Consider the following 23,724-nt stretch of genomic DNA (forward strand, 5'->3'; position numbering starts at 1 on the left):
GTCAGCCCGAGGCCGTGAACTCAGGCAACGGCTGATATGCGCGCCCGCCACAACGCGCTGCCGAGCAGCAGATACACTGCGCCCGTCCACATGGCCTGCCAGTTCTGGAAACCTTCGTTGAAGACGATATAGATCGCGGCCAAGGCGAAGAGTCCGGCAAACACGGCCTCAGAGAGCGGCCGCTCGCCGGATTTCGAGCCGTTGAGAAACGCCAATGTCCAGAGCGGCACCACGGCCATGGTCAGGGCGGCGAACGGGAAATCGCGCCAGCGCGCGTCGAATATCAGGCTGAGCGCGGTCTGCGCGGCAATCAGCGTCGTCACGATCAGCGTCACGCCCAGTATGTTGCTCATGAACAATGGGGTCAGGCCCTTGCGCGGCCCCAACACTTCAAGAAACGCCGGCAGCCCCCGCCCCGACATCAGCGCGTAGGTGGCCAGCAGCGGCGCTGTCACTGCCGCCGTCAGCAGAAAACCCTGAACTAGCCAACCGCCGAGGCCGTAGCTTTCCTGGAGCATCTTGTCGATGCTGATGCCCAGCAAGATCCCGCTAGCGGTCGCGGATGCGGCAACCGCGGCCCACGATGCCAACGGCGGCAGCGCCGGCTGGCGCTTCTGCGTGAACCCGGCAACTGCGAATACACAGAGGCAAAGCAGCAGCCCGCCTGCCATCTGCAGCTTCCAGAACGGGTAATTGCTGATGGCCACGCCGGCCGGATATTTCAGCTTGCGTTCTGCCGCGTCGAACAGTCCCCAATAGCCCCCCACCGTTCCTTCCCAGCGGCGCTTCCACGGCTCGTCATAGGCCTCGAACAAATTGACGCGAAAATTGTCGCGCCGTGCTCGCTCGAGAATCTCGGAAATGAAACGTGCCTGGTTGACGCGGGACGCCAGCGCGCCGTCGCGCATCCGCCCGTGGCTTGGCCAACCGGTTTCGCCGATCAAAATCTCCTTGCCGGGAAAGGCTGCCGCCACTTGCTTGCGTATCTCATCTATTTGCGCGGCCGCATCCTCGGCGCGCGGCGGAACGTCTTCCCAATAGGGCAGGAAATGGGCGGTGACGAAATCGACATCGGCGCCTACCTCGCGGTAGCGCAGCCAGAATTCCCAGACATCGGCATAGGTCACCGGAATGTCCACGCGCGGCTTGACCGACTGGATCGTTTGGCGAAGGTCGCCGACGGTCATGTCGCCGCGCAGCAGCACTTCGCTGCCGACGATGAGCGCTGCGACCGTGCCAGGATGATCCTTGACCAGCGAGACCGCAATGTCGGCGAGTTGCGCGTTCTTCGCGCGATCACGCCCGATCCACACGCCGAGCAGAACCTTCAATCCGACCCTGGACGCAAGCTCGGGCACCTTGTCGAGCCCGTTGTCGATGGAATAGGTGCGGATGCATTTGGAGACCTTGGCAAGCTCCTGCAGATCCTCCGCGATCTGCTCCGGCTTGACGATGAGTGTCGGATCGTGCGGCGTCTGATCGTTGCGGAACGGCGCGTAGGAAACGCATTCCAGCTTCGATGCATCATCGATCGGCGCGCGCGTCAGCGCTACCGGCGTGGCTAGCCACCACCACACCGCGACAACGATGCCGAGCGATAGAAATAAAAGCGCCAGCGGCGTGCGGAAGCCGATTGGTCCTGCTCCCCTAATAGGACGAATGGATGTGCCTGTTTAGCCTTGCGCGGCAGGCATGTCGACCCGAAGGTCGCGCCATGTGTACAATTGCGCGAGAGCACGGAAGCAGCGATATTGAGCCCTTCCAAAGTGAGTTTTGTTTGCGCAAAATTGATCGCGCCCGACGAGTAAAATGATGGCATTCAAGAGATTTTCCCGGCGACAATTTGGCAGGCTTGCAGGCTGGTCGGCTCTTGGCATGTCGATGCTGTCAGCCAAGTCCAGTACGGCGCAATCGGATCAAGCGACCGGAACACAGAATCAGCGCCCGTCGTCGGATTTCCCGAGCGGCTTCCTGTGGGGCACGGCGACCTCGGCCTATCAGGTCGAGGGTGCGGTCAACGAAGACGGCCGCGGGCCGTCGATCTGGGACCGCTTTGCCCACACGCCCGGCACCATTTCCGATCGCAGCAATGGCGACACCGCGACCGACCATTATCGTCTCTACAAGCAAGACATCGAGATCATGAAATCGCTGGGCGCAAAAGCCTATCGGTTCTCGATCGCATGGCCGCGCGTCTTCCCGGATGGGACCGGACCGGCAAATCCAAAGGGCCTCGATTTCTATCACCGCCTTGTCGACGAATTGTTGGCCAACGGCATCGAGCCGTTTGCGACGCTGTATCATTGGGACCTGCCGCAGGCGCTGCAGGATCGCTTCGGCGGCTGGACTTCGCGCGACACGTCAAAGGCATTCGCGGACTACGCCGCCCATGCCACTGCCCGCTTGAGTGATCGCGTGAAGCATTTCTTCACGATCAACGAGTGCTCAAGGCTCGTTCATCTCGGCCACGGCCTTGGTGCCGACGCGCCCGGCCTCAAACTGCCTCAATCAGGACTGAACCAGGTTCGTCACCATGTTGCGCTGGGACATGGCCTCGCCGTTCAGGCCATCCGCGCCCATGGGCGTGCCGGAACGAAGGTCGGTCCGGCGGAGAATGCCGTGAGCTGCATCCCTGCCATCGAAACGCCAGCCAACATCCGCGCCGCCGAGATCGCGACGCGCGAGCTCAACGCCGGCTACCTGACCGTGATGCTCGAGGGAAAATACACCGACGCGTATCTGGCGCGGTCCGGCCAAGACGCGCCGAAATTCACTGCCGAGGATCTGCGCGTCATTTCATCCCCGATCGATTTCGTCGGGCTGAATGTCTATATGCCGGACCATTATGTTGTTGCCGCCGACAACGAGCGCGGCTTCACGCTGGCGCCGTTTCCCGCCTCGTTTCCGCACATGAAAGCGAGCTGGCTCAGGCCCGGCCCCGAGGCCATCTACTGGGTGCCGCGTCATGTCGCAAAACTGTGGAACGTGAAGTCGATCTATATCACCGAGAACGGAACGTCAGGGAGCGACCAGCCGTCGCCGGACGGGACCATCTACGACGTCGACCGCATCATGTATCTGCGCAATTATCTCACGCAGCTACAGCGCGCGACATCCGAGGGCGTGCCCGTGCTCGGATACTTCCTTTGGAGCCTGATGGATAATTTCGAATGGTCTGATGGCTATGAGCAGCGCTTCGGCATCTACCACGTCGACTTCAATACCAAGCGTCGTACGCCCAAGCTGAGCGCGTCGTTCTATCGCGAGACGATCGCACGAAATGCGGTAGTCTAGTCCGGGGATAGTCAATCCCTGCGCTGGCCCTTGCCGAGCGCCTCATACATGATCGTCTTCAGTGCCAGTTGAATTCGCCCGCCTTGCGTCGGAGCCTGCACCATGAAGACAACGAGCAAGTCGTCCTGCGGATCGACAAAATAGAAACTGCCGCCTGCGCCATCCCACCGGTATTCGCCGAGCGGCCATGTCGTGTTTGGCGGCGGCGAGGTGCGCACGGCAAAGCCAAGACCGAAGCCGCTGGACGGTCCCGGAAAATAAAAGGGATCGTGAATGATCCTGGTTTCAGGACCGATCTGATCCGACGTCATTAGCGCGACTGTTTCGGGCTTCAGGTACCGCCTGCCGTCCAGTTCGCCGCCGTTCAGCAGCATCTGCAGGAATCGGGCGTAGTCGGCGGCCGTCGAGACCAGACCCGCGCCACCGGATTCCCACCGCCGCGGCACTGTCGGGTCCCCGATTCCGGCCACCCGAAAGCGATCGACCGGAAATGGCTGGGCGATGCGCGGCCACTTCGTTTTATCTGCGACATAATATGCGGTCTCGGACATGCCTAGCGGATCGAACAATCTCTGCTTCTCGAATTGAAATAGCGTCTGCCCCGAGACCACCTCGACGACGCGGCCGAGTACGTCGGTCGAGTGGCTGTAGTTCCAACGCGTTGCTGGCTGATCGGCGAGCGGCAGTGTCGCAATGCGATCAGCGAATTCGGCGTTGTCGAAGTCGCCGGCGTATAATCGCGGATTGGCATAGAGTTTCTGCACCGCGGTTTCGCCGAAGAAGCCGTAGGTGATGCCCGACGTGTGCCGCAGCAGATCCCTGATCGTGATCGGGCGCTTCAGCGGCTCGAGCTTGAGCGGGTACTGTCCTGCTTCATCGGAGAGATCGACACCGACTTTCGCATCCGCAAAGGCGCGAATGTATTTGGACACGGGATCGTCGAGGGCCAGTTTCCCGTCGTCGACCAGCATCATCGCGGCGACCGATGTGACGGCCTTCGACATCGAATAGATCTGAAAAATGCTGTCCGACATCATCGGCTGGCTGGACGCAGGGTCCCGCACGCCGAAACATTCAAGGTAGACCGGCTTGCCGTGCTGCTGGATCAGAAGCACCGCACCCGGAATCTTGCCGGCCGCGACCTCGTTGCGAACGTGGTCACCAATCCGGTCAAGGGCCGCCCGCGAAAACGTTGGCGCGGCCGCCGTTTTCGGCTCCGCCCGCGCCTCCTGCGGTTGGCCGCCGACCAGGAAAACCACAAGCGCCGCCGCAGCAAGGCAACGCCCGATAACGCCGTCAGTTCTCCAGCGCTTCATAGACCAACTGCTTCAGCGTCCGCTGGATGCGCTGGCGTTCCGTCGGCGTCTGCTCGAGCAGCACGAAGAACATGTCCTGCTTGCGGTCGACCACGAAATAGCAGCCGCTGGCGCCATCCCATTTCAATTCGCCAAGGGATCCCGGCGGCGGCGGCTTGGCGTTACCGGGATCGGTGCGCACCGCAAGGCCTAGGCCCATTCCGAAGCCGTCCCCGGGGAAATAGAAATAGTCCCGCTCGACCCCAGACCCGGGGCCGACATAGTCGGTCGTCATCAGCTTGAACGTTTCGGGCTTCAGGTAGGTCTTGCCCTCGAACGTGCCGCCATTGAGCAGCATCTGCGTAAAGCGGCGGTAGTCCGCCATCGTCGAGTACATGCCGCCGCTGGCGAATTCGATCTTCTTGACATTGGTCGGGTTGGTGTCGCGGCCGACGCGGAAGTTACTGTCGTTGGGTACCGGCAGCGCCATCCGCTCCCGCTTCTCCGGATCGGTGATGTAGAAGCCGGTGTCGACCATACCGAGCGGATCGAGCAGCCTTTCGCGCATGATCGTGAACAGGGATTTTCCGGACGCGACTTCCATCACCCGCGCCAGGATGTCGGTGGAATGGCCGTATTGCCAGAGCGCGCCCGGCTGGTTGTGCAGCGGCAGTTTGGCGATCCGCTCGGCGAACCCGGCCAGATCGAAATCTCCGTCATAGATATTGGCGGCCGCATAAGCCTTGCGGACCAGGGTGTCGCCGTAGAAGCCGTAGGTGATCCCCGACGTATGCACCATCAGGTCGCGGACGTTAATCGGCCGGCTCAGTGGCACCAGCTCGAGCGTCTTGGTGCCATCCTCGTTCTTCTTCTCGACGCCGACCTTCACGTTCGCGAAGGACGGGATGTACTTTGAGACGGGATCGTCGAGCTTGATCGTGCCGTCCTCGACCAATTGCATGGCCACGACCGACGTGATCGCTTTCGTCATCGAGAACAGGCGGAAGATGGTCTTGTCATTGATTGGCTTCTTGGACTCCACGTCCTGAACGCCGAAGGTTTCGTGATAGACCGCCTTGCCATGCTGCTGGATCAGGACGTTCGCGCCCGCGATCTTGCCGGTCGCCACCTCGTTCTTGAAGAATTCGGTGATCTTCGTAAGCTTGTCCTTGTTGAAACGCGCGCCGGCGGGAATGTCGAAGGTGCCTTCGGCGCGGACTTGCGGCGTAACCGCCAGCATCAGCGCGCCGCAGGCAAGCGCGCGCAGCATTTGACGTGAGTTCATTGGAACCCCCCTCCGGAATTCAGGCAGGAGTGTAGCTGCGGCGTCAGTCGGCGCAAGGGCTGCCAAAGGCTGCCAGCGCCTCTTCATGCAACCGAGCGCTGTCGCGGGCGAAGCAGCAGAAGATAACCCTTGTCACGGCAGGCGCCGCGGCCAGTCCATCGACGACGGTTGTGACGGCGATGCGCGCAGCACGGTCGGCAGGGAAGCGATAGACGCCCGTGGAGATCGCGGGAAAGGCCAGAGAGGAGAGCCCGTTGGCCTGGCAGAGCTCGAGGGAGCGCCGATAGCAGGAAGCGAGCAGCCCGTCCTCTCCAACATTGCCGCCGTGCCAAACCGGCCCGACGGCGTGGATCACATGCCTGGCCGGCAACTGGTATCCCCGGGTGATCTTGGCGCCGCCGGTCGCACAGCCGTTCAGCGTGCGGCACTCGGCAAGCAGTTCAGGTCCGGCCGCCCGATGGATTGCGCCATCGACCCCGCCCCCGCCGAGCAGGGACGAGTTCGCGGCGTTGACGATGGCGTCAACGCGGAGCGTGGTGATGTCGGCAACAATGACTTCCAGTCGCGCTTGGCCGACCTGACGCGCGATGCCGCTCAGGCGGAAGCCGCCGCGTTGACGGTGACGCCCTTGTCGACAAAGAGCTGCTGCAATTCACCGGCCTGGAACATCTCGCGGATGATGTCGCAGCCGCCGACGAATTCGCCCTTGACGTAGAGCTGCGGGATAGTCGGCCAGTTCGAATATTCCTTGATGCCGTTGCGAAGCTCGGCGGATTCCAGGACGTTCAGTCCCTTATAGCCGACGCCGATATGATCGAGGATCTGGACCACCTGGCCCGAGAAACCGCACTGCGGAAACTGCGGCGTGCCCTTCATGAACAGCACGACGTCGTTCGACTTCACTTCGTTGTCGATGAATTGTTCGATGCTCATATTTGCTTCCTTTTGGGGCTCAGCCCCCTGCGGCGTCGCGTAACGGGCCGGCTCGTCCATGTAACCCGGATACTGTCATATATGTAGCCCAAACCGTTGTGCATCCAAAGTAAAATGGCGAAGAGCTGGCATGCGCGGGGCCGGCTGGGGGCGCCCGGGGCGACCGCAGCCCATAGTCTGACGGCATTAATGTCATAGCGCGGGCAGGCTTTTTTCCCGCACCGGAACCCCTATCTAGGACGGACTGCCCGTCAGGAACCAGTTTGCCAGACTAACGTTCTCTCCTCTCACCGGAGACACCTGTGACGAAACCAGCACTCGCCGTCCCTACCCCGTCACTTTTCTCGGATTCCGGCACCCTCGCCCAGAATTTGGTGGAGGCCTATCTGGCCGTCCGCGGTGAAACCGAGCGCCGGGCCGCTCCGTTGAGCCCCGAGGACCAGCTCATCCAGTCGATGCCGGACGCCAGCCCGGCCAAATGGCACCGCGCTCATACCACCTGGTTCTTCGAGCAATTCCTGCTCGGCGAGCACTGCGAAGGTTACCAGCCCTTCCACCCTGATTATGCGTTTCTATTCAATTCCTATTATGTCAGCGCCGGACCGCGGCACGCCCGTCACCAGCGCGGCCATCTGACACGCCCGAGCGCCGACGAGATCTCCGCCTATCGCCGGCATGTCGATGCCGCCGTGGTCAAATTCTTCCAGACCGCTGGCGAGGAGCGCCTCACAAAACTGGTCCCGCTGGTCGAGGTCGGCCTCAATCACGAGCAGCAGCATCAGGAATTGATGCTGACCGACATCCTGCACGCCTTTGCTCAGAACCCGATCCCGCCGGCCTACGATCCATCCTGGTGCTTCCCGACATCGCACCGTTCGGCAGAGGAGTGGACCACCCTCAACGAGGGCATCCACACGGTTGGCCACAGCGACGACAGCTTCCATTTCGACAATGAAAAGCCCGCGCACCGCGCCCTGGTCGGCCCGGTGAGGCTCGCCCGCAACCTCGTGACCAATGCGGAATGGCTCGCCTTCATGCAGGACGGCGGCTACGGCACGGCCACGCTGTGGCTGATGGACGGCTTTGCCACGGTCGCCAACGAGGGCTGGCAGGCCCCCGGCCACTGGCGCCAGGTCGACGGCGAGTGGCGGATCATGACGCTCGGCGGGTTGCAGCCGATCGATCCGGCTGCCCCCGTCTGCCATGTCAGCTATTACGAGGCGGATGCGTTCGCCCGCTGGGCGGGCCGCCATCTGCCGACCGAAATGGAATGGGAGGTCGCCGCCCGCGCCGGCCAGCTCAACGATGCCTTTGGCATCGTCTGGCAGTGGACCCGCAACTCCTACTCCCCCTACCCCGGCTACCGCGCCATCGAGGGGGCGCTCGGAGAATACAACGGCAAGTTCATGGTCAACCAGCTCGTGCTGCGCGGCTCCTCGCTTGCAACTCCGGCCGGCCACAGCCGTATCACCTACCGCAACTTCTTCTACCCGCACCACCGCTGGCAATTCACGGGGTTACGCCTCGCCGATTACGCCTGACATTTTCGATCATCGAAGCGCGCCGGAAAGCGCGTTCAGGAGAGTATCATGAATGTGCATGCCGCCGCTTTGGCCCAAACGCACCCGTTCGACGAACAGACCTCCGCCTTTGCCGGCGATGTGATCGGCGACCTCTCGCAGTTCCCCAAGCGGCTGTCGCCGAAATATTTTTACGATGCTGCGGGCTCCGAGCTGTTCGAGCAAATCACGGTGCTGCCGGAATACTACCCGACCCGCACCGAGCTCGGCATCCTGCGCAGCCGCGGCGACGAAATCGCCGCACTCATTCCGGAAGGGGCGGCCCTGGTCGAATTCGGCGCCGGCGCGACCACCAAGGTCCGCCTGCTGTTGGAGCGCTGCGATTTTTCCGCCTATGTCCCGGTCGATATTTCCGGCGATTTCCTGAACGCGCAGGCCGGCGGCTTGCGCAAGGATTTCCCCGATCTCGGCGTTTATCCGGTTGCCGCCGATTTCACCGCGCCGTTCGAGCTGCCGGCGGAAATCGCAGACCAGCCCAAGGTCGGCTTCTTTCCGGGATCGACGCTCGGCAATTTCGAGCCGCACGAGGCGCGCGCCTTCCTGCGCAGCGCACGCGACATTCTGGGCAAAGGCGCACAGATGATCATCGGCGTCGATCTCGAGAAGAACGAGCGGGTGCTTTACGACGCCTATAACGACGCCGCCGGCGTCACCGCGCGGTTCAATCTCAACGTACTGGTCCGCATCAACCGCGAGCTCGGCGGCAATTTCGACGTCTCCGCCTTCATGCACCGCTCGGTCTATAATCGCGAGCGCCATCGCATCGAGATGCACTTGATTTCCAAGAAGGCGCAGAGCGTGCGCATCCTGGGACGGAATTTTTCATTCCGTCCCGGCGAGAGCATCCACACCGAGTCGAGCTACAAATACAGCTTCGACCGCTTCACCGCATTGGCGCGCGAGTCCGGCTGGTCGGTGCGGGAATCCTGGAACGATCGCGACCAGATGTTCTCCGTTCACGCGCTGGTGGCGTCGGACTGAGCATTAGAGCGTTTTCAAGCGAAAGCCTGCCCCGGACTTGATCCGGGGTGGACACCGGCTCGCGTCAAGAAAACGCGTCAAAACAAGAATCTGGAGCCGGTTCTGATTCAATCAGAACCGAAAGGCTCTAGCCGCGGGCTTTGCAGCTCACGTCTTGCAGACGGACCGCCTGCGGTCCGGTCGCGGCCTGCGTGTCGGCGCAATGCGGGGAGCGACAGATATCCAATCATCGGACAATCGGTCTGCACCCAACAGCCACGCGTGAATGATCCGCCACTTGTCTTGTCCGCGGGACTGGAAATCCAGTAGCGGAGATCCCGCGTCCTGCAGTTCGTGGAAAAATTTCAAAGAATCTTTTCCAGTCGGTCCGTCCGGCTCGATCATCTGCGTCAAGATCCAGCGGTCCCACTCTTCAATAATGCGTACTCTTGCTTCGCTTTGTTTCATAGGCGCGTATTCCCACCACGGCACCCCCGTGGGCACTGAGTAATCGCGCTGGTCAAGGTTTGATGGAAAGGTGCTTACGCCGCCGCGCGTCCCCACACCCTGTCCAAGCTCAGTATAGCCAAACTTCTTAACAAGTGTTCATCTTTATTGACCCGCCCGCAAAAGGGTCCATCTGCGCTGTCGTTTCCCCTTCGAAATGTCCAATTTTTGACGCGGACTCAGCCGAGCCTCCGCGGCAGCATGGCTTGGGGTGAGTTCGTGCCAGGGGATATCAGTCATGGGCAACGCATTTCCAGCGTCCAGCAACCACGGGCAACGTTCGGCATCCTCGTCTGTTCACAGTGACACGGACCCGGGCTGGGACGAGGGAGCAGACACCGAGCGAGCAGCGCTTCGCGAGGAAAATGCGAGGCTCCGGGCTCTCGTCGTCCAACTGTCAAATCTCGTTCTCAGAAATGTCGTCGATGAGCACAACTCGCCGCAATTGATGCCGGTGAGGCGGCCCAGGCTGGATTAAAGATACTATTCTGCCGGATCGGATCGCAGCGAGACCGTTTCCCACACCGCGACCGCGATCATGATCGCGGTGGTCAGGATCGACAGCATCAACGGCGACAGCTCGCTTGCGAACCAGGCGAGCACGCAAAGCGTGATGATGCCCGCCCCGTGGGAGAGTTGAAGGAAGCCGCGAAAGCTCAGCTTGAACAGGATGGTCCCGAACAGAAACAGCAAGGGGCCACCGATCGCGCTCATTACCGTCTTGAGGTCGGAATGTCCGCCGGGGTGTTTCAGCACCAGTTCGTCGGCCACCGCCGCGACGATGATGCCGGCCACGATCGGCAGGTGCAGATAGGTGTAGGCCAGCCGCGCCAGCCTTCCCGGCTCGCTCGATTTTGAAAGCTGCTCGGAGCCGGCTTCGGCGCCGACGTGGAAATAGATCCACCACATCGCGATGCTGCCGACCAAGGCCGAGACGAACGCCAGAACGTTTTCGGTGGTCCAGGCGAGTTCGGAAAAAGTCGCGCCGATGACGACGATGGATTCGCCGAGCGCGATGATGATGAACAGCCCACAGCGCTCGGCCATATGCCCGCCTTCGATCATCCAGTCCGCGACCGAGGACGCGCCGTGGCGGGGAATCCAGAACCGCACAGCCGGCGAGATATATTCGATGACGAGCGCGACGGCCCATAGCGCCAACCGCAACTGGCCTTCGACTATCCCGCCGGCGATCCAGAAGATGGCCGACACCGACAGCCAGACAGCGATCCGCACTGCATTCATGCGGGTCCGCGGGCGCGATGGCGGCGTCGACAACCAGAGAAATATCGTCTTGCCGACCTGCATCCCCGCGTAGGCGATGGCAAACCACAAGCCGCGCTCGTCAAACGCCTTTGGAATCGAGGTCGATAGCACCAGCCCGCCTAGCATCATCGCAAACAGCAGGAGACGGACCGGAGTCTTTTCGGGATTGAGCCAGTTGGTGATCCAGGTAGTGAATACCCATACCCACCAGACTGCGAGAAACAGCAGCGTGACCTGTAGCGCACCCAGCGGCGTAAAGTGAGCCAGCAGCGTGTGCGAAATTTGCGTGATCGCAAAGACGAAAACGAGATCGAAGAACAACTCCGCGTAAGTGACGCGGCTATGCTGGTGCGGCACGATCCGGCGAAACAGCGCGCCGTGCGCGTTGTCTGTCATCGATGCCCCCCGCCGTCCGGGGACTACCTCTCCGGTACCCCGGGGCCGCCAGGTGCCCCGGGCCCGCCAGGTACCCCGGTCTGCAGCGCCAGCGCATGCAGCAAGCCGCCCATCTGCCCCTTGAGCGACTGGTAGACGATCTGGTGCTGCTGCACGCGCGACTTGCCACGGAACGACTCCGAGATCACGGTCGCGGCGTAGTGGTCGCCATCGCCTGCGAGATCGCGGATCGTCACCTCGGCATCGGGGATAGCTGCCTTGATCATCGACTCGATATCGTGGGCATCCATCGGCATTCCAGCATGTCTCCGTCAGGTGTTTCGAATCACGGCCGGCTCGCGCGACCGTGACAACCAAGCCTAGCGCGTACGCTCTTCTAGGTCACGCCTGGCGGCACTATATTCCGTGCCGAAGCGTTTGACACCGCGAGATCGCGTCGCGCCCGATCATTTCGGGCTGACCGAAAAAGAGGCTCAAAATCATGAAATTGCCCGGTCCCGACCATCCGATCACGATTACGGCAAACCCCAAGCGCGTCCGGGTCTCGGTGGACGGCGTGGTCATTGCCGACACCATCCGCGCGCTGACCCTGAAGGAAGCCAGCTATCCGGCGGTGCAATATGTGCCGCGCGAGGACGCCAATATGGCGTTGTTGTCCCGCACCGAGCGGACCACGCACTGCCCCTACAAGGGGGACGCGAACTATTTCAGCATCAACGCCAACGGCAAGCATCTCGAAAATTCGATCTGGACCTACGAGACGCCCTTCCCGGCCATGACCGAGATCGCCGGCCGTCTGGCGTTCTATCCGGACAAGGTGACGATCGAGGAAGTGGCGTAGTCAGACGTACTAAGAAGCCATTTCGGAGCGATGCGTAGCATCGAACGATGGTGCGCAATTGCGCACCTGAGAATCCTATTCCCCGGGGTGCAATTGCCCCCTCGGGTCGGGCGTTTTCGCGCCATCCCGGAATGACGGCGTGGAGCTACACCCTGAATATCGTGAGCCCGAGGATCAGAAGCACCAGGAAGATCACGACGAAGACATAGAACAGGAAGCGGGCGATGTCGGCGGAGGCCTCCGAAATGCCGGTGAAGCCGAGGATGCCGGCAACGATCGACACCAGAAAGAAGATCAGCGCCCATTTAAGAATTGTCATTACGTGCTCCGCGACCTCTCGGGCCGTACCAGAGGTGGCCCCTCAATTTCACCTGACCTAACGGCCGGTTGCACCGCCGGTTCCGATCAGCCCGGAGATGCGGGTTCGCTAGCGCCCGATTGGGCCTTGCTGAATCAGGTTCCCCGCGGCAACATTTGACCACATAGCCTGGCCGGGAGGCCCGCATGACATCGATTTCAACCGTGGGGCATGCCGACGTCAGCGCAGTGCCCCAAGCCAAATCGCGAAACCTCTCGCTTGATCGCGCGCGCACCTTCCTGACGCTGGTGGTGCTGCTCCACCACGCCGTCATCCCCTATACCTATTTCGGTCATACCGATCCGACGTCGTTCTTCGGCTTCGACATGATCGTGCTCGCCACTGACAGTTTCTTCATGGCGATGTTCTTTTTCCTGTCGGGGCTGTTCGCCTGGTCTGGTATCGCCCGGAAGGGACCGCTGAGCTATTTGGCAGATCGCCTGCTTCGGCTTGGCTTACCCTTCGTGATCTGCGCCTTCACGGTCATTCCGCTCGCCTACTACGCCATCTCACTGCGGCACCATCCCGAGATCGGCTTTTCGGAATACTGGTGGAATATGATCACGAAGGGCCCGTGGCCGAGCGGGCCGATCTGGTTCCTCTGGGTCCTGCTCAGTTTCGACGTGGTGGCCTGCATCTTGTATCGGCTATCGCCCAATCTGCTTGATCCGATCAACCGCCTCTCGCTGCATGGTCGTCGCCGGCCCGCAGTGTTCTTCGCGGTCATGCTTGCCGTCACCGCCGCGTTCTACATTCCCGGGCTGGTTCACTACGGACATAGCAGTTGGTTCGAGTTCGGGCCGTTCTCGGTCCAGCACGGGCGCGTGATGCTCTATGCGAGCTACTTCTTTTTCGGTGCTGGCATCGGCGTTGCGCAAATGGATCGCGGGCTGCTCGCTGCAGAGGGCCGGATGGCGAAGGTGAGCTGGGACTGGATGGTGCTGGCGGTCGTTCCGTATTGCCTCTTGTGGGTGCTGATCTTCATCAAGCGCGAAATACTGGGCAACCCGTCGCCGTTGCCGGACTGGTATGAAGTGCTCTACGCCATCTGCTTCACTGTCTTCAGCGTGGCCATCATGTTTCTGATCCTGGCCTTTTTCCAAAGGTTCAGGCAATCAGGCTCAGCCAAGCTACTCGATCCGATGCAGGCGGACGCCTACGGCATGTTCCTGGTGCACTACCCGATCGCACTGTGGCTGCAATACTGGCTGTTCGATTATGAGTTGCCAGCGATCGTCAAGGCCACGATCGGGTTTGTGCTGACCGTCGCGGCAAGCTGGGCGCTGACGCGAGCGTTGCGGCAGATACCGGGCGCGACAAGGGTGCTGTAAGCCCTCTCCGTCATTCCGGGGCGATGCGCAAGCATAGAACCCGGAATGACGACAAGCCTACGCCGCCTTCCCGCTCATATAGGCCGGCAGCCAGTGCTCGAACGCCGTTTTCAGCGCATCCACAGCGACCGGTGTTTCACCGGCAACCGCGATCGCATCGCCACCCGTGGTGCCGATCCGCGCGCACGGCACGCCTGCGCCCTTCATCTTCGCCAGCACCAGGCCGGCGTCGGCTGCCGGTATCGTCACGATGTAGCGCGCCTGATCCTCGCCGAACCAGTAAGCGTGCGGCACGATTGCGTTCGGCGCCGCCAATAGCTGCGCGCCGATGCCACTGGCAATCGCCATCTCGGCCAACGCGATCAGGAGGCCACCGTCGGAGACGTCATGCACCGCGGTCGCCGTGCCGGCATGGATCATGCCGCGGACCACGTCGCCATTGCGCTTTTCGGCGGCCAGATCGACCGGCGGCGGCGCGCCTTCTTCGCGGCCGCAGATGTCGCGCAGATAGACGGACTGTCCGAGCCAGCCTTGCGTATCGCCGATCAAAAGGATCGCTTCGCCGGCCGCCTTGAAGGCCAGCGTCGCCGATTTGGTGAAATCGTCGAGCAGGCCGACGCCGCCGATCGAGGGCGTCGGCAGGATGCCGCGGCCGTTGGTTTCGTTGTAGAGCGAGACGTTGCCCGACACGACAGGGAAATCGAGCGTGCGGCAGGCTTCGGAAATACCCTTCAGGCAGCCGACGAACTGGCCCATGATTTCGGGCCGTTCCGGATTGCCGAAATTGAGATTGTCCGTGATCGCGAGCGGCCGGCCGCCGACCGCGGTGATGTTGCGCCAGGCTTCGGCAACGGCCTGCTTGCCGCCTTCGAACGGATCGGCCTCGCAATAGCGCGGCGTCACGTCGACGGTGAGCGCGAGCCCCTTCGGCCCGTCCTCGACGCGCACAACCGCGGCATCGCCGCCCGGACGCTGCACGGTATTGCCCAGAATGACGTGGTCGTATTGCTCCCAGACCCAGCGCTTCGAACACAGCTCCGGCGTGCCGATCAGCTTCTCCAGTGCCGCCGAAATGCCAACTGGGGGCTCCACTTCGCGCGCCTGCACCATCGGCAAGGCCGCGGATGGGACGTGCGGGCGGTCATACACAGGCGCCTCGTCGCCCAATTCCTTGATCGGCAGATCGGCCATCACGTCGCCGCCATGCTTCACCACGAAGCGCTTGGTCGGCGTTGTGTAGCCGACCACGGCGAAATCGAGCCCCCACTTCTTGAAGATCGCCTCGGCCTCTTTTTCCTTCTCGGGCTTGAGCACCATGAGCATGCGCTCCTGGCTCTCCGAGAGCATCATCTCGTAGGCGCTCATGCCGGTTTCACGGGTCGGCACCGCGTTGAGATCGAGTTCGACGCCGAGATCGCCCTTGGCGCCCATCTCGACCGCCGAGCATGTCAGGCCCGCTGCGCCCATGTCCTGGATCGCGATCACGCAACCCTTTTCCATGATCTCGAGGCAGGCTTCGAGCAAGAGCTTTTCCGCGAAGGGATCGCCGACCTGCACCGTCGGCCGCTTCTCGGCGGAGTCATCGTCGAATTCGGCCGATGCCATCGAGGCGCCGTGAATGCCGTCGCGGCCCGTCTTGGAGCCGAGATAGACGATCGGCATGTTCACGCCGGAGGCCGCCGCATAGAAAATCTTGTCGGTTTCGGCGAGGCCGACCGCCATCGCGTTGACCAGGATGTTGCCGTCGTAACGGGTGTGGAAGCGCACCTGGCCACCGACCGTCGGCACGCCGAAGGAATTGCCGTAGCCGCCGACACCGGCCACCACGCCCGACACCAGATGGCGCGTCTTCGGATGCTCCGGCGCGCCAAAGGAAAGCGCATTGAGGCAGGCAATAGGCCGCGCACCCATCGTGAACACATCGCGCAAAATGCCGCCGACGCCGGTGGTCGCACCTTGATACGGCTCGATGTAGCTCGGATGGTTGTGGCTCTCCATCTTGAAGACGACCGCCTGCCCGTCCCCGATGTCGATCACGCCGGCGTTCTCGCCCGGACCCTGGATCACCCACGGCGCCTTGGTCGGCAAGCCGCGCAGATGGATGCGCGAGGATTTGTACGAGCAGTGCTCGTTCCACATTGCCGAGAAAATCCCGAGCTCGGTGAACGTCGGCACCCGCCCGATCAGCTTGAGGATGCGCTCATACTCGTCGGGCTTCAGGCCGTGGGTGGCGACGAGTTCGGGGGTGATCTGGGGCTCGTTCATGGGTGCCTTAATAGGAAGATCGAAGGAGTGCGAAAAGGCCTTTTATGGCGCATTTCCGCCCTGTCCAGAGCTTTGCGAAGGGAGCTTTGCGGGATCGCCGTTTGCACATCGTCCCCGGATCGGATTTAAGGGCTGAAACATCGAATTGAAGGTCATTTTTTGTGAACGAACTCCCCAAAAATGCATTCGACCAGCGTCCCGACCTGCATGTCGAAACCGAGGGCGAATTTGCGGGCTGGCGGACCTGGACCCGCGACAGTTTTGAGACCCATAACGGCCCTTTCTGGCACCGGATGGACGAGAACGGCAAAGTGCAATGCGCGTTCCGGGTCGAGAAGAAGCACCTCAACGGCCAGCGCAACGTCCATGGCGGCTGCTTCATGTCGTTCGCCGACTACTGCCTGTTCGCGATCGCCTCTTCCGTGCTGGAGGGGCCGGGCGTGACGGTTTCCTTCGCCTGCGAATTTCTCGACGCCGCGCGCGAGGGCGAACTGGTCGAATGCGAGGGTGAAATCACCCGCGCCGGCGGCTCGCTGATCTTCCTGCGCGGCGTACTGAAATCCGGCGAACGCTCGCTGTTCACCTTCTCCGGCACCATCAAGCGGGTGAAGTGGAAAAAGCCGACCGGCACCGCCGCCGTTGCCACCTGACGTGCCACAGGTACGTCGCGGCTGGCGCGACTATGCATTGCTGCTCGCCCTGGCGTGCTGCTGGAGCTCGACCTATCCGCTGACCAAGATAGGCCTCGGCTCGATCCCGCCGGTCACCTTCATCTCGGCGCGCTCGCTGATCGCGGCGGGCTTCCTGCTGGTGATCCTGCGTGCCCGCGGTTTGCGGCTACCGACGGACGGCAAGGCCTGGAGGCTGTTTGCATTCCAGCAGACCATCAACTCGACCATTCCTTTCCTGATGATCACCTGGGCGCAGCAATATGTGGCGGCAGCGCCGACCGTGGTGCTGGCCTCGACCACGCCAATCTTCGCTTTCCTCATCACCTGGGCCGTCACGCGCCATGAGCCGGCGACGCTGCTCAAGCTGATCGGCGCCATTCTGGGCCTGGCCGGTACGGCCGTGACTATCGGCCTCGATACGCTCGGCGGGCTCTCCAGCAACCTGTTTGCCGAAATGGTCATCCTGGTCGCCACCATCTCGTTCGCCTGCGCCACGATCTTCGGGCTCAAGCTGACCGACTACGACCCGATGGTGGTGGCGGCGGGCTCGCTGTTGTTCGGCGGCACCGTGCTGTTGCCGCTCGCCCTGATCGTCGATCATCCCTGGACCCTGCGGCCGACGCGCGAGGCGCTGATTGCCACCGCCGCGATGGGAATATTCTCCAGCGCCTTCGGGCTGATGCTGTTCTACATGTGCCTGACGCGGCTCGGCACGCTGACCACCAATGCGCAAGGCTATTTGCGAATTCCGATCGGCGTCGGCCTGTCGGTGCTGCTGCTCGGCGAACCGGTGCCGCCGAATCTGGCGCTCGGCCTCGCGTTGGTGATGGCCGGCGTCGCCGCGATGACCATCCCGCGCGACCATTATCGCAAGTGGATCGAGCGCCTGCGCGGGAAGCCGACAGGCTGATGAAGCCGTCGGCGGAATCAAGCCGATAATTGTTTTTCGGCGACCGAAAGCCACTCCGCCTGGGGCCTGCGGGAACGGTGGTGGAACAGCAATCAACCATGATTGACACACCGGAACGCATGCGAGCGCATCGTGTTGCGCCGTTACGCAGCAAGAAAAGGAGCAATCATGAAACTCGCAACAATCGGATTGGCCATGGCGCTGGCATTCACGAACACCTTCGCCCTGGCGCAAGCCGGCGGCAGCGGCGCGGGCGGAAGTTCGGGCACGGGTGGCACGGCGGCAGGTGGAGCGGCAGGATCCTCCACCAGCGGAACGACCACCGGCAGTGGAACGGGCGGTAATGCCACCACCGGCATGAGCAACGATGCCGGCAGTGCAGCAGCTGGCCGAAACAGTGCAGTGAACCCGTCAGGGAACACCCACATCAACCCCTCGCCGAGCGGTTCGACCCTGTCGCCGACGGGTCCGGGTTCGACTACCGGCCGATAACAAAAAGCCCCGCACTGCGGGGCTTTCTTATCGCCGGCGCTATTTCTTCTCTTCCAGCAGCTTTTTGTATTTCTCGACGTCGCGCGTCACCAACTGGCCGAGCACTTCGCTGGCATGCTCGTTGGCGTCGGGCGCAACGGTGGAGAGATCGTGAAAACGCTTCTTCACCGCCTCGCTCTCGACGGCGGTCCTGGCGGCGGCGTTCAGCTTCGCGATGATCGCAGGCGGCGTGCCTTTTGGAGCGAACAGGCCATTCCAGCCCTGCGCCTCGAATTCGGGAAGTCCGGCCTCGGAGGAAGTCGGCAGGCCGGGCAAGGTTGCAAGCCGCACCGTTGAGCCGACGACGAGACCCCTTACCAGCTTGTCATCGATCGCCTGCGACACCGACGCGGCGGCGTCGCAGACACCGTCGATCTGGCCGCCGATCGCGTCCGTCAGCGCCGGCGCCGCGCCGCGATAGCCGACCAGCGTCACGTCGATGCCGGCCGCCTGCACAAAGCTCTTGCAGATTAGGAAATTCGACGAGCCGACGCCGGCATGGCCGAGATTGACGTTGCCGGGATTTTTCTTCGCATAGGCGATGAAATCCTGCAGGTTCTTGGCGGGGAAATCCTTGCGCAACGCGATGATGCCGAAGGTTTTCGCTACCACCGCAACGGGTGCGAAGGATTCCGGCGTGAACGGCAGTTTCGGATAGATCGTATAGGTCGCGGCGCTGGTGCCGGCATTGCCGATCGCGATGGTGTAGCCGTCGGCTTCCGCCCGCGCGGCACGCGTCAGCGCAGTCGAGCCGCCGGCGCCCGCGACGTTCTCGATCACGATCGGCTGCCCGAGCGACTTGGTCATTTCCTCGGCAACCACACGCGCGATCACGTCGGAGGTGCCGCCGGCCGCGAACGGCACGATCATGGTGATGGGACGCTTGGGATAATCCTGCGCGTGGGCTGCCACGGCGCATAATAGCGCCACAACGACAATCGTCAGGCGCGACACCAAGAAGCTCACGCGGCTTTTTGCAGATGCGCGGCTAGCCCTGCGAACAAGCCGCGGCCGTCGGTGCAGCCCATGATGTCTTCGACGTGGTTTTCCGGGTGCGGCATCATGCCGAGCACGTTGCCGCGCTCGTTGACAATGCCAGCGATCGACTGCGCGGCGCCGTTGATGTTGGACTCCTCGTCGACGATGCCCTCGGCGGAGCAATAGCGGTAAAGCACGCGCCCTTCGCCCTCCAGCCGCTTCACCGTCTCTTCATCGGCCTCATAGTTACCCTCGCCATGCGCGACCGGCACGCGAATGACCTGGCCGGCATTGTAGCCGCGCGTGAAGGGCGAATCCGAGCGCTCGACCCGCAGATGCACGTCCCTGCAGACGAATTTCAGCCGCGCATTGCGCATCAAGACGCCGGGCAGCAAGCCCGCTTCGCACAGGATCTGAAAACCGTTGCAGACGCCAAGCACGAGCCCACCATCGGCCGCATACTTACGCACCGCGTCCATGACGGGCGCGCGCGCGGCAATAGCGCCGCAGCGCAGGTAATCGCCGTAGGAAAACCCGCCGGGCACGACCACCAGATCGGTGCCCTTGGGCAGCTCCGTCTCGGCATGCCACACCATCGCCGCCTCCTCACCGGAGACGAGCTTGAGCGCGCGCGCCATGTCGCGTTCGCGGTTGATTCCGGGAAAGACGAGAACGGCTGATTTCATGAATGCGCGCCTAGAGCAGTTCGACCCGGTAATTCTCGATGACCGTATTCGCCAACAGCTTGTCGGCGGCATCCTTCAATGCCGCCTCTGCCTTGGCTTTGTCCGAGCCTGATAGTTCGATGTCGAACACCTTGCCCTGGCGGACGCTGGCAACGCCATCGACGCCGAGCGATTTCAGCGCGCCTTCGATGGCCTTGCCCTGCGGATCGAGGATGCCGGACTTCAACGTAACGGTAACGCGTGCCTTCACGAGATTTGCCCCAGTTCTTCTTTAGCTCTTCACCAGCACCGGACCCGAACCGGCCGGGCGCTCGTTCTCCATCAGAATGCCCAGACGTTTCGCCACCTCGGTATAGGCTTCAAGCAAGCCGCCGAGATCACGGCGGAAACGGTCCTTGTCGAGCTTCTCGTTCGACTTGATATCCCACAGCCGGCATGAGTCGGGCGAGATTTCGTCGGCGACGATGATCCGCATCATCTCGTTCTCGAACAGGCGGCCGCATTCCATCTTGAAATCGACCAGGCGGATGCCGATGCCCAGGAACAGTCCGGTGAGGAAGTCGTTGACGCGGATGGCGAGCGCCATGATGTCGTCGATTTCCTGCGGCGTCGCCCAGCCGAACGCGGTGATGTGCTCTTCCGACACCATGGGATCGTTGAGCTGGTCGTTCTTGTAATAGAATTCGATGATCGAGCGCGGCAGTTGGGTGCCCTCCTCGATACCGAGGCGCTGCGACAGCGAACCGGCCGCGACGTTCCGCACCACCACCTCCAGAGGCACGATCTCGACCTCGCGAATCAACTGCTCGCGCATGTTGAGGCGGCGGATGAAATGGGTCGGCACCCCGATGTCGTTGAGGTGCTGAAACAGGTACTCCGAAATCCGGTTGTTGAGGACGCCCTTACCCTCGATCACCTGGTGTTTCTTGGCATTGAACGCGGTCGCATCATCCTTGAAGTGCTGGATCAGGGTTCCCGGCTCCGGACCTTCATACAGGACCTTGGCCTTGCCTTCATAAATACGGCGTCGACGGCTCATTGGGATGTACCGTGTTTTGTTGAAATCCATGAAATTGGTGTGCTCCGGATGACAAGGGTTTGCGACCACGACGGAGCTGCCGTGAAGGCCAGGTCTTGAACCTAACGGCGTCCTGAACTAAGCGACCGGAAACAGAACAAGAACCTCGCCTGATGGGCAACCTATCCGATTGGCCCATCCAGCACAATCGACCCGGCCCGATTGGGCCCAACTTATCCCGATTGCCTGCGGCTTAACGGACCGTTGTTTTACCGATTCGCCCCCTCTATCTAGGTAGTCCATCGGGCCGCGACAACGCGGCCTTATTTACCATTTGCGGGGATTGGAACCGAAGAATGACCACTTTCGACAAGCGCGAGGAAGGTTTTGAGAAGAAATTCGCCCTCGACGAGGAGCAGAAGTTCAAAGCTGAGGTACGCCGCAACAAGCTGCTCGGCCTTTGGGCAGCGGAGAAGCTCGGGCTGTCGGGCGATGCCGCCACCGCCTATTCCAAGGAAGTGGTCGCGGCCGATTTCGAGCAAGCCGGCGACAAGGACGTCCAGGACAAGGTGGTGAAGGATCTTACCGCCAAGGGCGTCGCCGTCACCGCGCAGGAAGTTCGCATCAAGATGGACGAACTGATCGCGGTTGCCGCCGCCCAGGTGAAGGCGGGGAACTGAGCGCAGCGAATAGGAAGTGGCGAATGGCGAATAGGGAAAATGCTATTCGCTAGTCGCCACTCGCCATTCGCGCCTTTCTGTATTCTCCACGCACGATCTCCAGCAACCGCTGCGCCGCCGCGCTCAGGAAGCCGCCGCGGCGCGTTACCGTGACGACGTCATGGCTTGCCTTGAGGTCACGCACGGCGATCGTCGAAATCGTCTTGTGTCGCAGTTCCTCTGCAGCGTTGCTTTCCGATAACAGCGCAATGCCAAGGCCGGCTTCGACCAGGCGCTTCTGCGCGGTCAGGCTGTCGACTGGCGTCCAGTCGATTTCGCCGAGGCCGTGGGTCTGGAACAGCGCAAAGACATGCGCGGCCGTGATCTCGCGCCGTCCCGGTACGACCGGAAATGCGATCCAAAGCTCGCCGCGCAGCTCGGCGAGCTTTGCGATCCGGCGGCCGGCCCGCGGATGATCCAGCGCGCACACCACCTGCAGCCGCTCGGAGAACAGCAATTCACAGTCAAGGTCGCGCGAGCGATCGCGGTCATAGCGCAGGCCGATGGTCACTTCGCCGCGGCGGACCATGTCACTGACCTCCGCGCTGGTCGCCGTGCGCAAGGACAATTCGACCTGCGGATGCTCGGCCGCAAACCGCTTGAGAACCGCCGACAGCCGCCCGCCGGCGAGCGTGCCGACGACGGCGAGCGCGACCGGCCCCGAATCCGGCCGCGCCAGTGCGCGCACCGCATTCTCCGCATCCTGGGCCGCAGCCACCGCGCGCTCGGCGTAAGGTACTAGCACCCGCCCCGCATCGCTCAGCATGGTGCGCCCCGCGATCCGCTCGAACAGCGGTACGCCGAGTTCCTGCTCCAGCAGGGCAATGCGCCGCGAAATCGCCGGCTGCGAGCGGTGCAGCGTTTTTGCGGCATTCGAAATGCCGCCGCGGCGATGAACAGTCAGGAAGGTGAGAAGCGCATCGCTGTCCATGCTTCATCCATGCAAAAAGCTGATGATACGTAGAGAAATAACAAATTTGGCTGATGGTAGATAGCCCGCTAGTTTCGTCGCCAACCAGACCCGACCAACAAACGAAGCGGAGATTGCCGATGCGAACTCAGATGGAAAAAGCCGAAGCGTTTCGCGCGCTGCATGCGCGCCCGGGCGCCTTCATCATTCCCAATCCCTGGGACGCCGGCACCGCCAAGCTTCTCGCCGCGATGGGCTTTGAGGCGCTTGCGACCACGAGTCTCGGCCTTGCCAACACGCTCGGCAGCGTGACCGTCAGCCTCGACGCCATCCTCGAGAATTGCCGAGCGATTGCGGAAGCAACCGACCTTCCTGTCAACGCCGACCTTGAAAACTGCGGCGCGGACGATCCGAAGACAGCGGCGAAGGCGATCGCGCGCGCGGCCGAAGCCGGCGCCGTCGGCGGCTCGATCGAAGATTCGACCGGCGATCCGCGGAGCCCGATCTACGACTTTTCGCTCGCGGTCGAGCGCGTGCAGGCCGCGGTCGAAGCGGCCCGCGCTCTGCCCTTTCCGTTCACGCTGACCGCGCGTGCCGAGAATTTCCTCTACGGTCGCAAGGATCTCGACGACACGATCAAGCGGCTGCAGGCGTTCGAGGCTGTCGGCGCTGATGTCCTGTACTCACCTGGCCTCTACGACATCGGCACCATTCGCACCGTGGTGACTTCGGTCAGCAAGCCGTTCAACCTGGTGATGGGATTTGCCGATCCGACGCTGACAGTCCCGCAACTCGCCGAGGCCGGCGTCAAGCGCATCAGCGTCGGCGGCGCGATGGAACGCTACGCGCTTGCGGCGTTCTTGAAGTGCGCGCGTGAGATGAAGGAGCGTGGCGCATTCACGTTTGTGCGCGAGATGGCGCCGATCGCAGAGGTGCGGGCGGCGTTCGGATGAAATGACCGCGAATAAGGAGTGGCGAATAGCGAATAGG

24 protein-coding genes are annotated in these 23,724 nt (G+C 62.2%); 10 read left to right on the top strand and 14 right to left on the bottom strand.

Translation table 11 applies throughout. The annotated features are described in order from the left end of the window. Positions 1–20 precede the first annotated feature (20 nt). Positions 21–1,577, bottom strand: coding sequence for a glycoside hydrolase family 17 protein (locus YUO_RS0126440; protein WP_028349971.1), 1,557 nt, complete (start codon positions 1,575–1,577; stop codon positions 21–23). 298 nt (positions 1,578–1,875) lie between these two features. On the opposite strand from YUO_RS0126440, the gene YUO_RS0126445 reads away from it, so the two are divergent. Then, entirely contained in the window at positions 1,876–3,294 is a 1,419-nt protein-coding gene (locus tag YUO_RS0126445; RefSeq protein ID WP_235782837.1) for a GH1 family beta-glucosidase, read from the top strand. A gap of 11 nt (positions 3,295–3,305) precedes the next feature. On the opposite strand, the gene YUO_RS0126450 is transcribed toward YUO_RS0126445, so the two are convergent. The 4 genes from YUO_RS0126450 to grxD are packed head-to-tail and all read right to left on the bottom strand — an operon-like array spanning position 3,306 to position 6,807. Then, positions 3,306–4,610, bottom strand: a complete 1,305-nt coding sequence (locus YUO_RS0126450; RefSeq protein ID WP_035727696.1) for a serine hydrolase domain-containing protein — start codon at positions 4,608–4,610, stop codon at positions 3,306–3,308. After that, the gene (locus YUO_RS0126455; protein ID WP_028349974.1) at positions 4,591–5,874 is read right to left on the bottom strand and encodes a serine hydrolase domain-containing protein; all 1,284 of its coding nucleotides are present in this window, start codon (positions 5,872–5,874) and stop codon (positions 4,591–4,593) included. The genes YUO_RS0126450 and YUO_RS0126455 overlap by 20 nt, the downstream gene beginning before the upstream one ends. 43 nt (positions 5,875–5,917) lie before the next feature. After that, positions 5,918–6,472, bottom strand: coding sequence for an O-acetyl-ADP-ribose deacetylase (locus YUO_RS0126460; protein ID WP_028349975.1), 555 nt, complete (start codon positions 6,470–6,472; stop codon positions 5,918–5,920). Continuing rightward, on the bottom strand, positions 6,469–6,807 hold the full coding sequence (gene grxD / locus YUO_RS0126465; RefSeq protein WP_028349976.1) for a Grx4 family monothiol glutaredoxin: 339 nt from the start codon (positions 6,805–6,807) through the stop codon (positions 6,469–6,471). The genes YUO_RS0126460 and grxD overlap by 4 nt, the downstream gene beginning before the upstream one ends. Positions 6,808–7,109: 302 nt before the next feature. On the opposite strand from grxD, the gene egtB reads away from it, so the two are divergent. After that, entirely contained in the window at positions 7,110–8,348 is a 1,239-nt protein-coding gene (egtB, locus tag YUO_RS0126470; protein ID WP_028349977.1) for an ergothioneine biosynthesis protein EgtB, read from the top strand. Between the two features lie 48 nt (positions 8,349–8,396). Continuing rightward, positions 8,397–9,368: an L-histidine N(alpha)-methyltransferase gene (egtD, locus tag YUO_RS0126475; RefSeq protein WP_028349978.1), complete on the top strand. Its 972-nt coding sequence runs from the start codon at positions 8,397–8,399 to the stop codon at positions 9,366–9,368. Between the two features lie 969 nt (positions 9,369–10,337). Here egtD and YUO_RS0126480 read toward each other — a convergent pair. Together YUO_RS0126480 and YUO_RS0126485 are read right to left on the bottom strand one after the other, a co-directional pair. After that, positions 10,338–11,516: a low temperature requirement protein A gene (locus tag YUO_RS0126480; protein ID WP_035727699.1), complete on the bottom strand. Its 1,179-nt coding sequence runs from the start codon at positions 11,514–11,516 to the stop codon at positions 10,338–10,340. Between the two features lie 23 nt (positions 11,517–11,539). Next, positions 11,540–11,812 (bottom strand): BolA/IbaG family iron-sulfur metabolism protein, encoded by a 273-nt coding sequence (locus tag YUO_RS0126485; RefSeq protein ID WP_028349980.1) that lies wholly within the window; start codon positions 11,810–11,812, stop codon positions 11,540–11,542. 185 nt (positions 11,813–11,997) lie between these two features. On the opposite strand from YUO_RS0126485, the gene YUO_RS0126490 reads away from it, so the two are divergent. Beyond that, the gene (locus YUO_RS0126490; protein WP_028349981.1) at positions 11,998–12,357 is read left to right on the top strand and encodes a DUF427 domain-containing protein; all 360 of its coding nucleotides are present in this window, start codon (positions 11,998–12,000) and stop codon (positions 12,355–12,357) included. Positions 12,358–12,502: 145 nt separating this feature from the next. On the opposite strand, the gene YUO_RS45070 is transcribed toward YUO_RS0126490, so the two are convergent. Further along, positions 12,503–12,676 (bottom strand): DUF1328 domain-containing protein, encoded by a 174-nt coding sequence (locus YUO_RS45070; RefSeq protein WP_028349982.1) that lies wholly within the window; start codon positions 12,674–12,676, stop codon positions 12,503–12,505. Positions 12,677–12,861: 185 nt separating this feature from the next. Between YUO_RS45070 and YUO_RS0126500 the strand changes: the two genes are divergently transcribed. Further along, positions 12,862–14,046, top strand: coding sequence for an acyltransferase family protein (locus YUO_RS0126500; protein WP_028349983.1), 1,185 nt, complete (start codon positions 12,862–12,864; stop codon positions 14,044–14,046). Positions 14,047–14,103: 57 nt separating this feature from the next. Here YUO_RS0126500 and purL read toward each other — a convergent pair whose 3' ends face one another. After that, positions 14,104–16,311 carry a phosphoribosylformylglycinamidine synthase subunit PurL gene (purL, locus tag YUO_RS0126505; protein WP_035727701.1) on the bottom strand — a complete coding sequence of 736 codons (2,208 nt, stop codon included), beginning with the start codon at positions 16,309–16,311 and terminating at the stop codon, positions 14,104–14,106. 161 nt (positions 16,312–16,472) lie between these two features. On the opposite strand from purL, the gene YUO_RS0126510 reads away from it, so the two are divergent. The 3 genes from YUO_RS0126510 (at position 16,473) to YUO_RS46520 (ending at position 18,384) form a co-directional block, all read left to right on the top strand. Beyond that, positions 16,473–16,961, top strand: a complete 489-nt coding sequence (locus tag YUO_RS0126510) for a PaaI family thioesterase (protein WP_028349985.1) — start codon at positions 16,473–16,475, stop codon at positions 16,959–16,961. A 1-nt stretch (position 16,962) separates the two neighbouring features. Then, positions 16,963–17,892, top strand: a complete 930-nt coding sequence (locus YUO_RS0126515) for a DMT family transporter (protein ID WP_235782838.1) — start codon at positions 16,963–16,965, stop codon at positions 17,890–17,892. A gap of 168 nt (positions 17,893–18,060) precedes the next feature. Beyond that, entirely contained in the window at positions 18,061–18,384 is a 324-nt protein-coding gene (locus tag YUO_RS46520; RefSeq protein WP_156908781.1) for a hypothetical protein, read from the top strand. 39 nt (positions 18,385–18,423) lie between these two features. Here YUO_RS46520 and YUO_RS0126525 read toward each other — a convergent pair whose 3' ends face one another. The 4 genes from YUO_RS0126525 to purC are packed head-to-tail and all read right to left on the bottom strand — an operon-like array spanning position 18,424 to position 21,126. Further along, a complete protein-coding gene (locus tag YUO_RS0126525; protein ID WP_235782839.1) occupies positions 18,424–19,377 on the bottom strand; it encodes a tripartite tricarboxylate transporter substrate-binding protein in 954 nt (317 codons plus the stop codon). Positions 19,378–19,385: 8 nt separating this feature from the next. Further along, on the bottom strand, positions 19,386–20,087 hold the full coding sequence (gene purQ / locus YUO_RS0126530) for a phosphoribosylformylglycinamidine synthase subunit PurQ (protein ID WP_028349989.1): 702 nt from the start codon (positions 20,085–20,087) through the stop codon (positions 19,386–19,388). Between the two features lie 10 nt (positions 20,088–20,097). Continuing rightward, positions 20,098–20,337, bottom strand: a complete 240-nt coding sequence (purS, locus tag YUO_RS0126535; RefSeq protein ID WP_028349990.1) for a phosphoribosylformylglycinamidine synthase subunit PurS — start codon at positions 20,335–20,337, stop codon at positions 20,098–20,100. Between the two features lie 21 nt (positions 20,338–20,358). Beyond that, positions 20,359–21,126: a phosphoribosylaminoimidazolesuccinocarboxamide synthase gene (purC, locus tag YUO_RS0126540; RefSeq protein ID WP_008974302.1), complete on the bottom strand. Its 768-nt coding sequence runs from the start codon at positions 21,124–21,126 to the stop codon at positions 20,359–20,361. A gap of 335 nt (positions 21,127–21,461) precedes the next feature. Between purC and YUO_RS0126545 the strand changes: the two genes are divergently transcribed. After that, on the top strand, positions 21,462–21,785 hold the full coding sequence (locus YUO_RS0126545; RefSeq protein WP_028349991.1) for a DUF1476 domain-containing protein: 324 nt from the start codon (positions 21,462–21,464) through the stop codon (positions 21,783–21,785). A 49-nt stretch (positions 21,786–21,834) separates the two neighbouring features. Here YUO_RS0126545 and YUO_RS0126550 read toward each other — a convergent pair whose 3' ends face one another. Beyond that, positions 21,835–22,755 carry a LysR family transcriptional regulator gene (locus YUO_RS0126550; protein ID WP_028349992.1) on the bottom strand — a complete coding sequence of 307 codons (921 nt, stop codon included), beginning with the start codon at positions 22,753–22,755 and terminating at the stop codon, positions 21,835–21,837. Between the two features lie 119 nt (positions 22,756–22,874). Here YUO_RS0126550 and YUO_RS41835 point away from each other — a divergent pair, with 119 nt between their 5' ends. Next, positions 22,875–23,687, top strand: coding sequence for an isocitrate lyase/PEP mutase family protein (locus YUO_RS41835; RefSeq protein ID WP_035727705.1), 813 nt, complete (start codon positions 22,875–22,877; stop codon positions 23,685–23,687). Positions 23,688–23,724: the final 37 nt, after the last annotated feature.

This window comes from Bradyrhizobium murdochi, assembly GCF_000472965.1.
In the GTDB taxonomy this organism is placed as follows: Bacteria; Pseudomonadota; Alphaproteobacteria; order Rhizobiales; family Xanthobacteraceae; genus Bradyrhizobium; species Bradyrhizobium murdochi.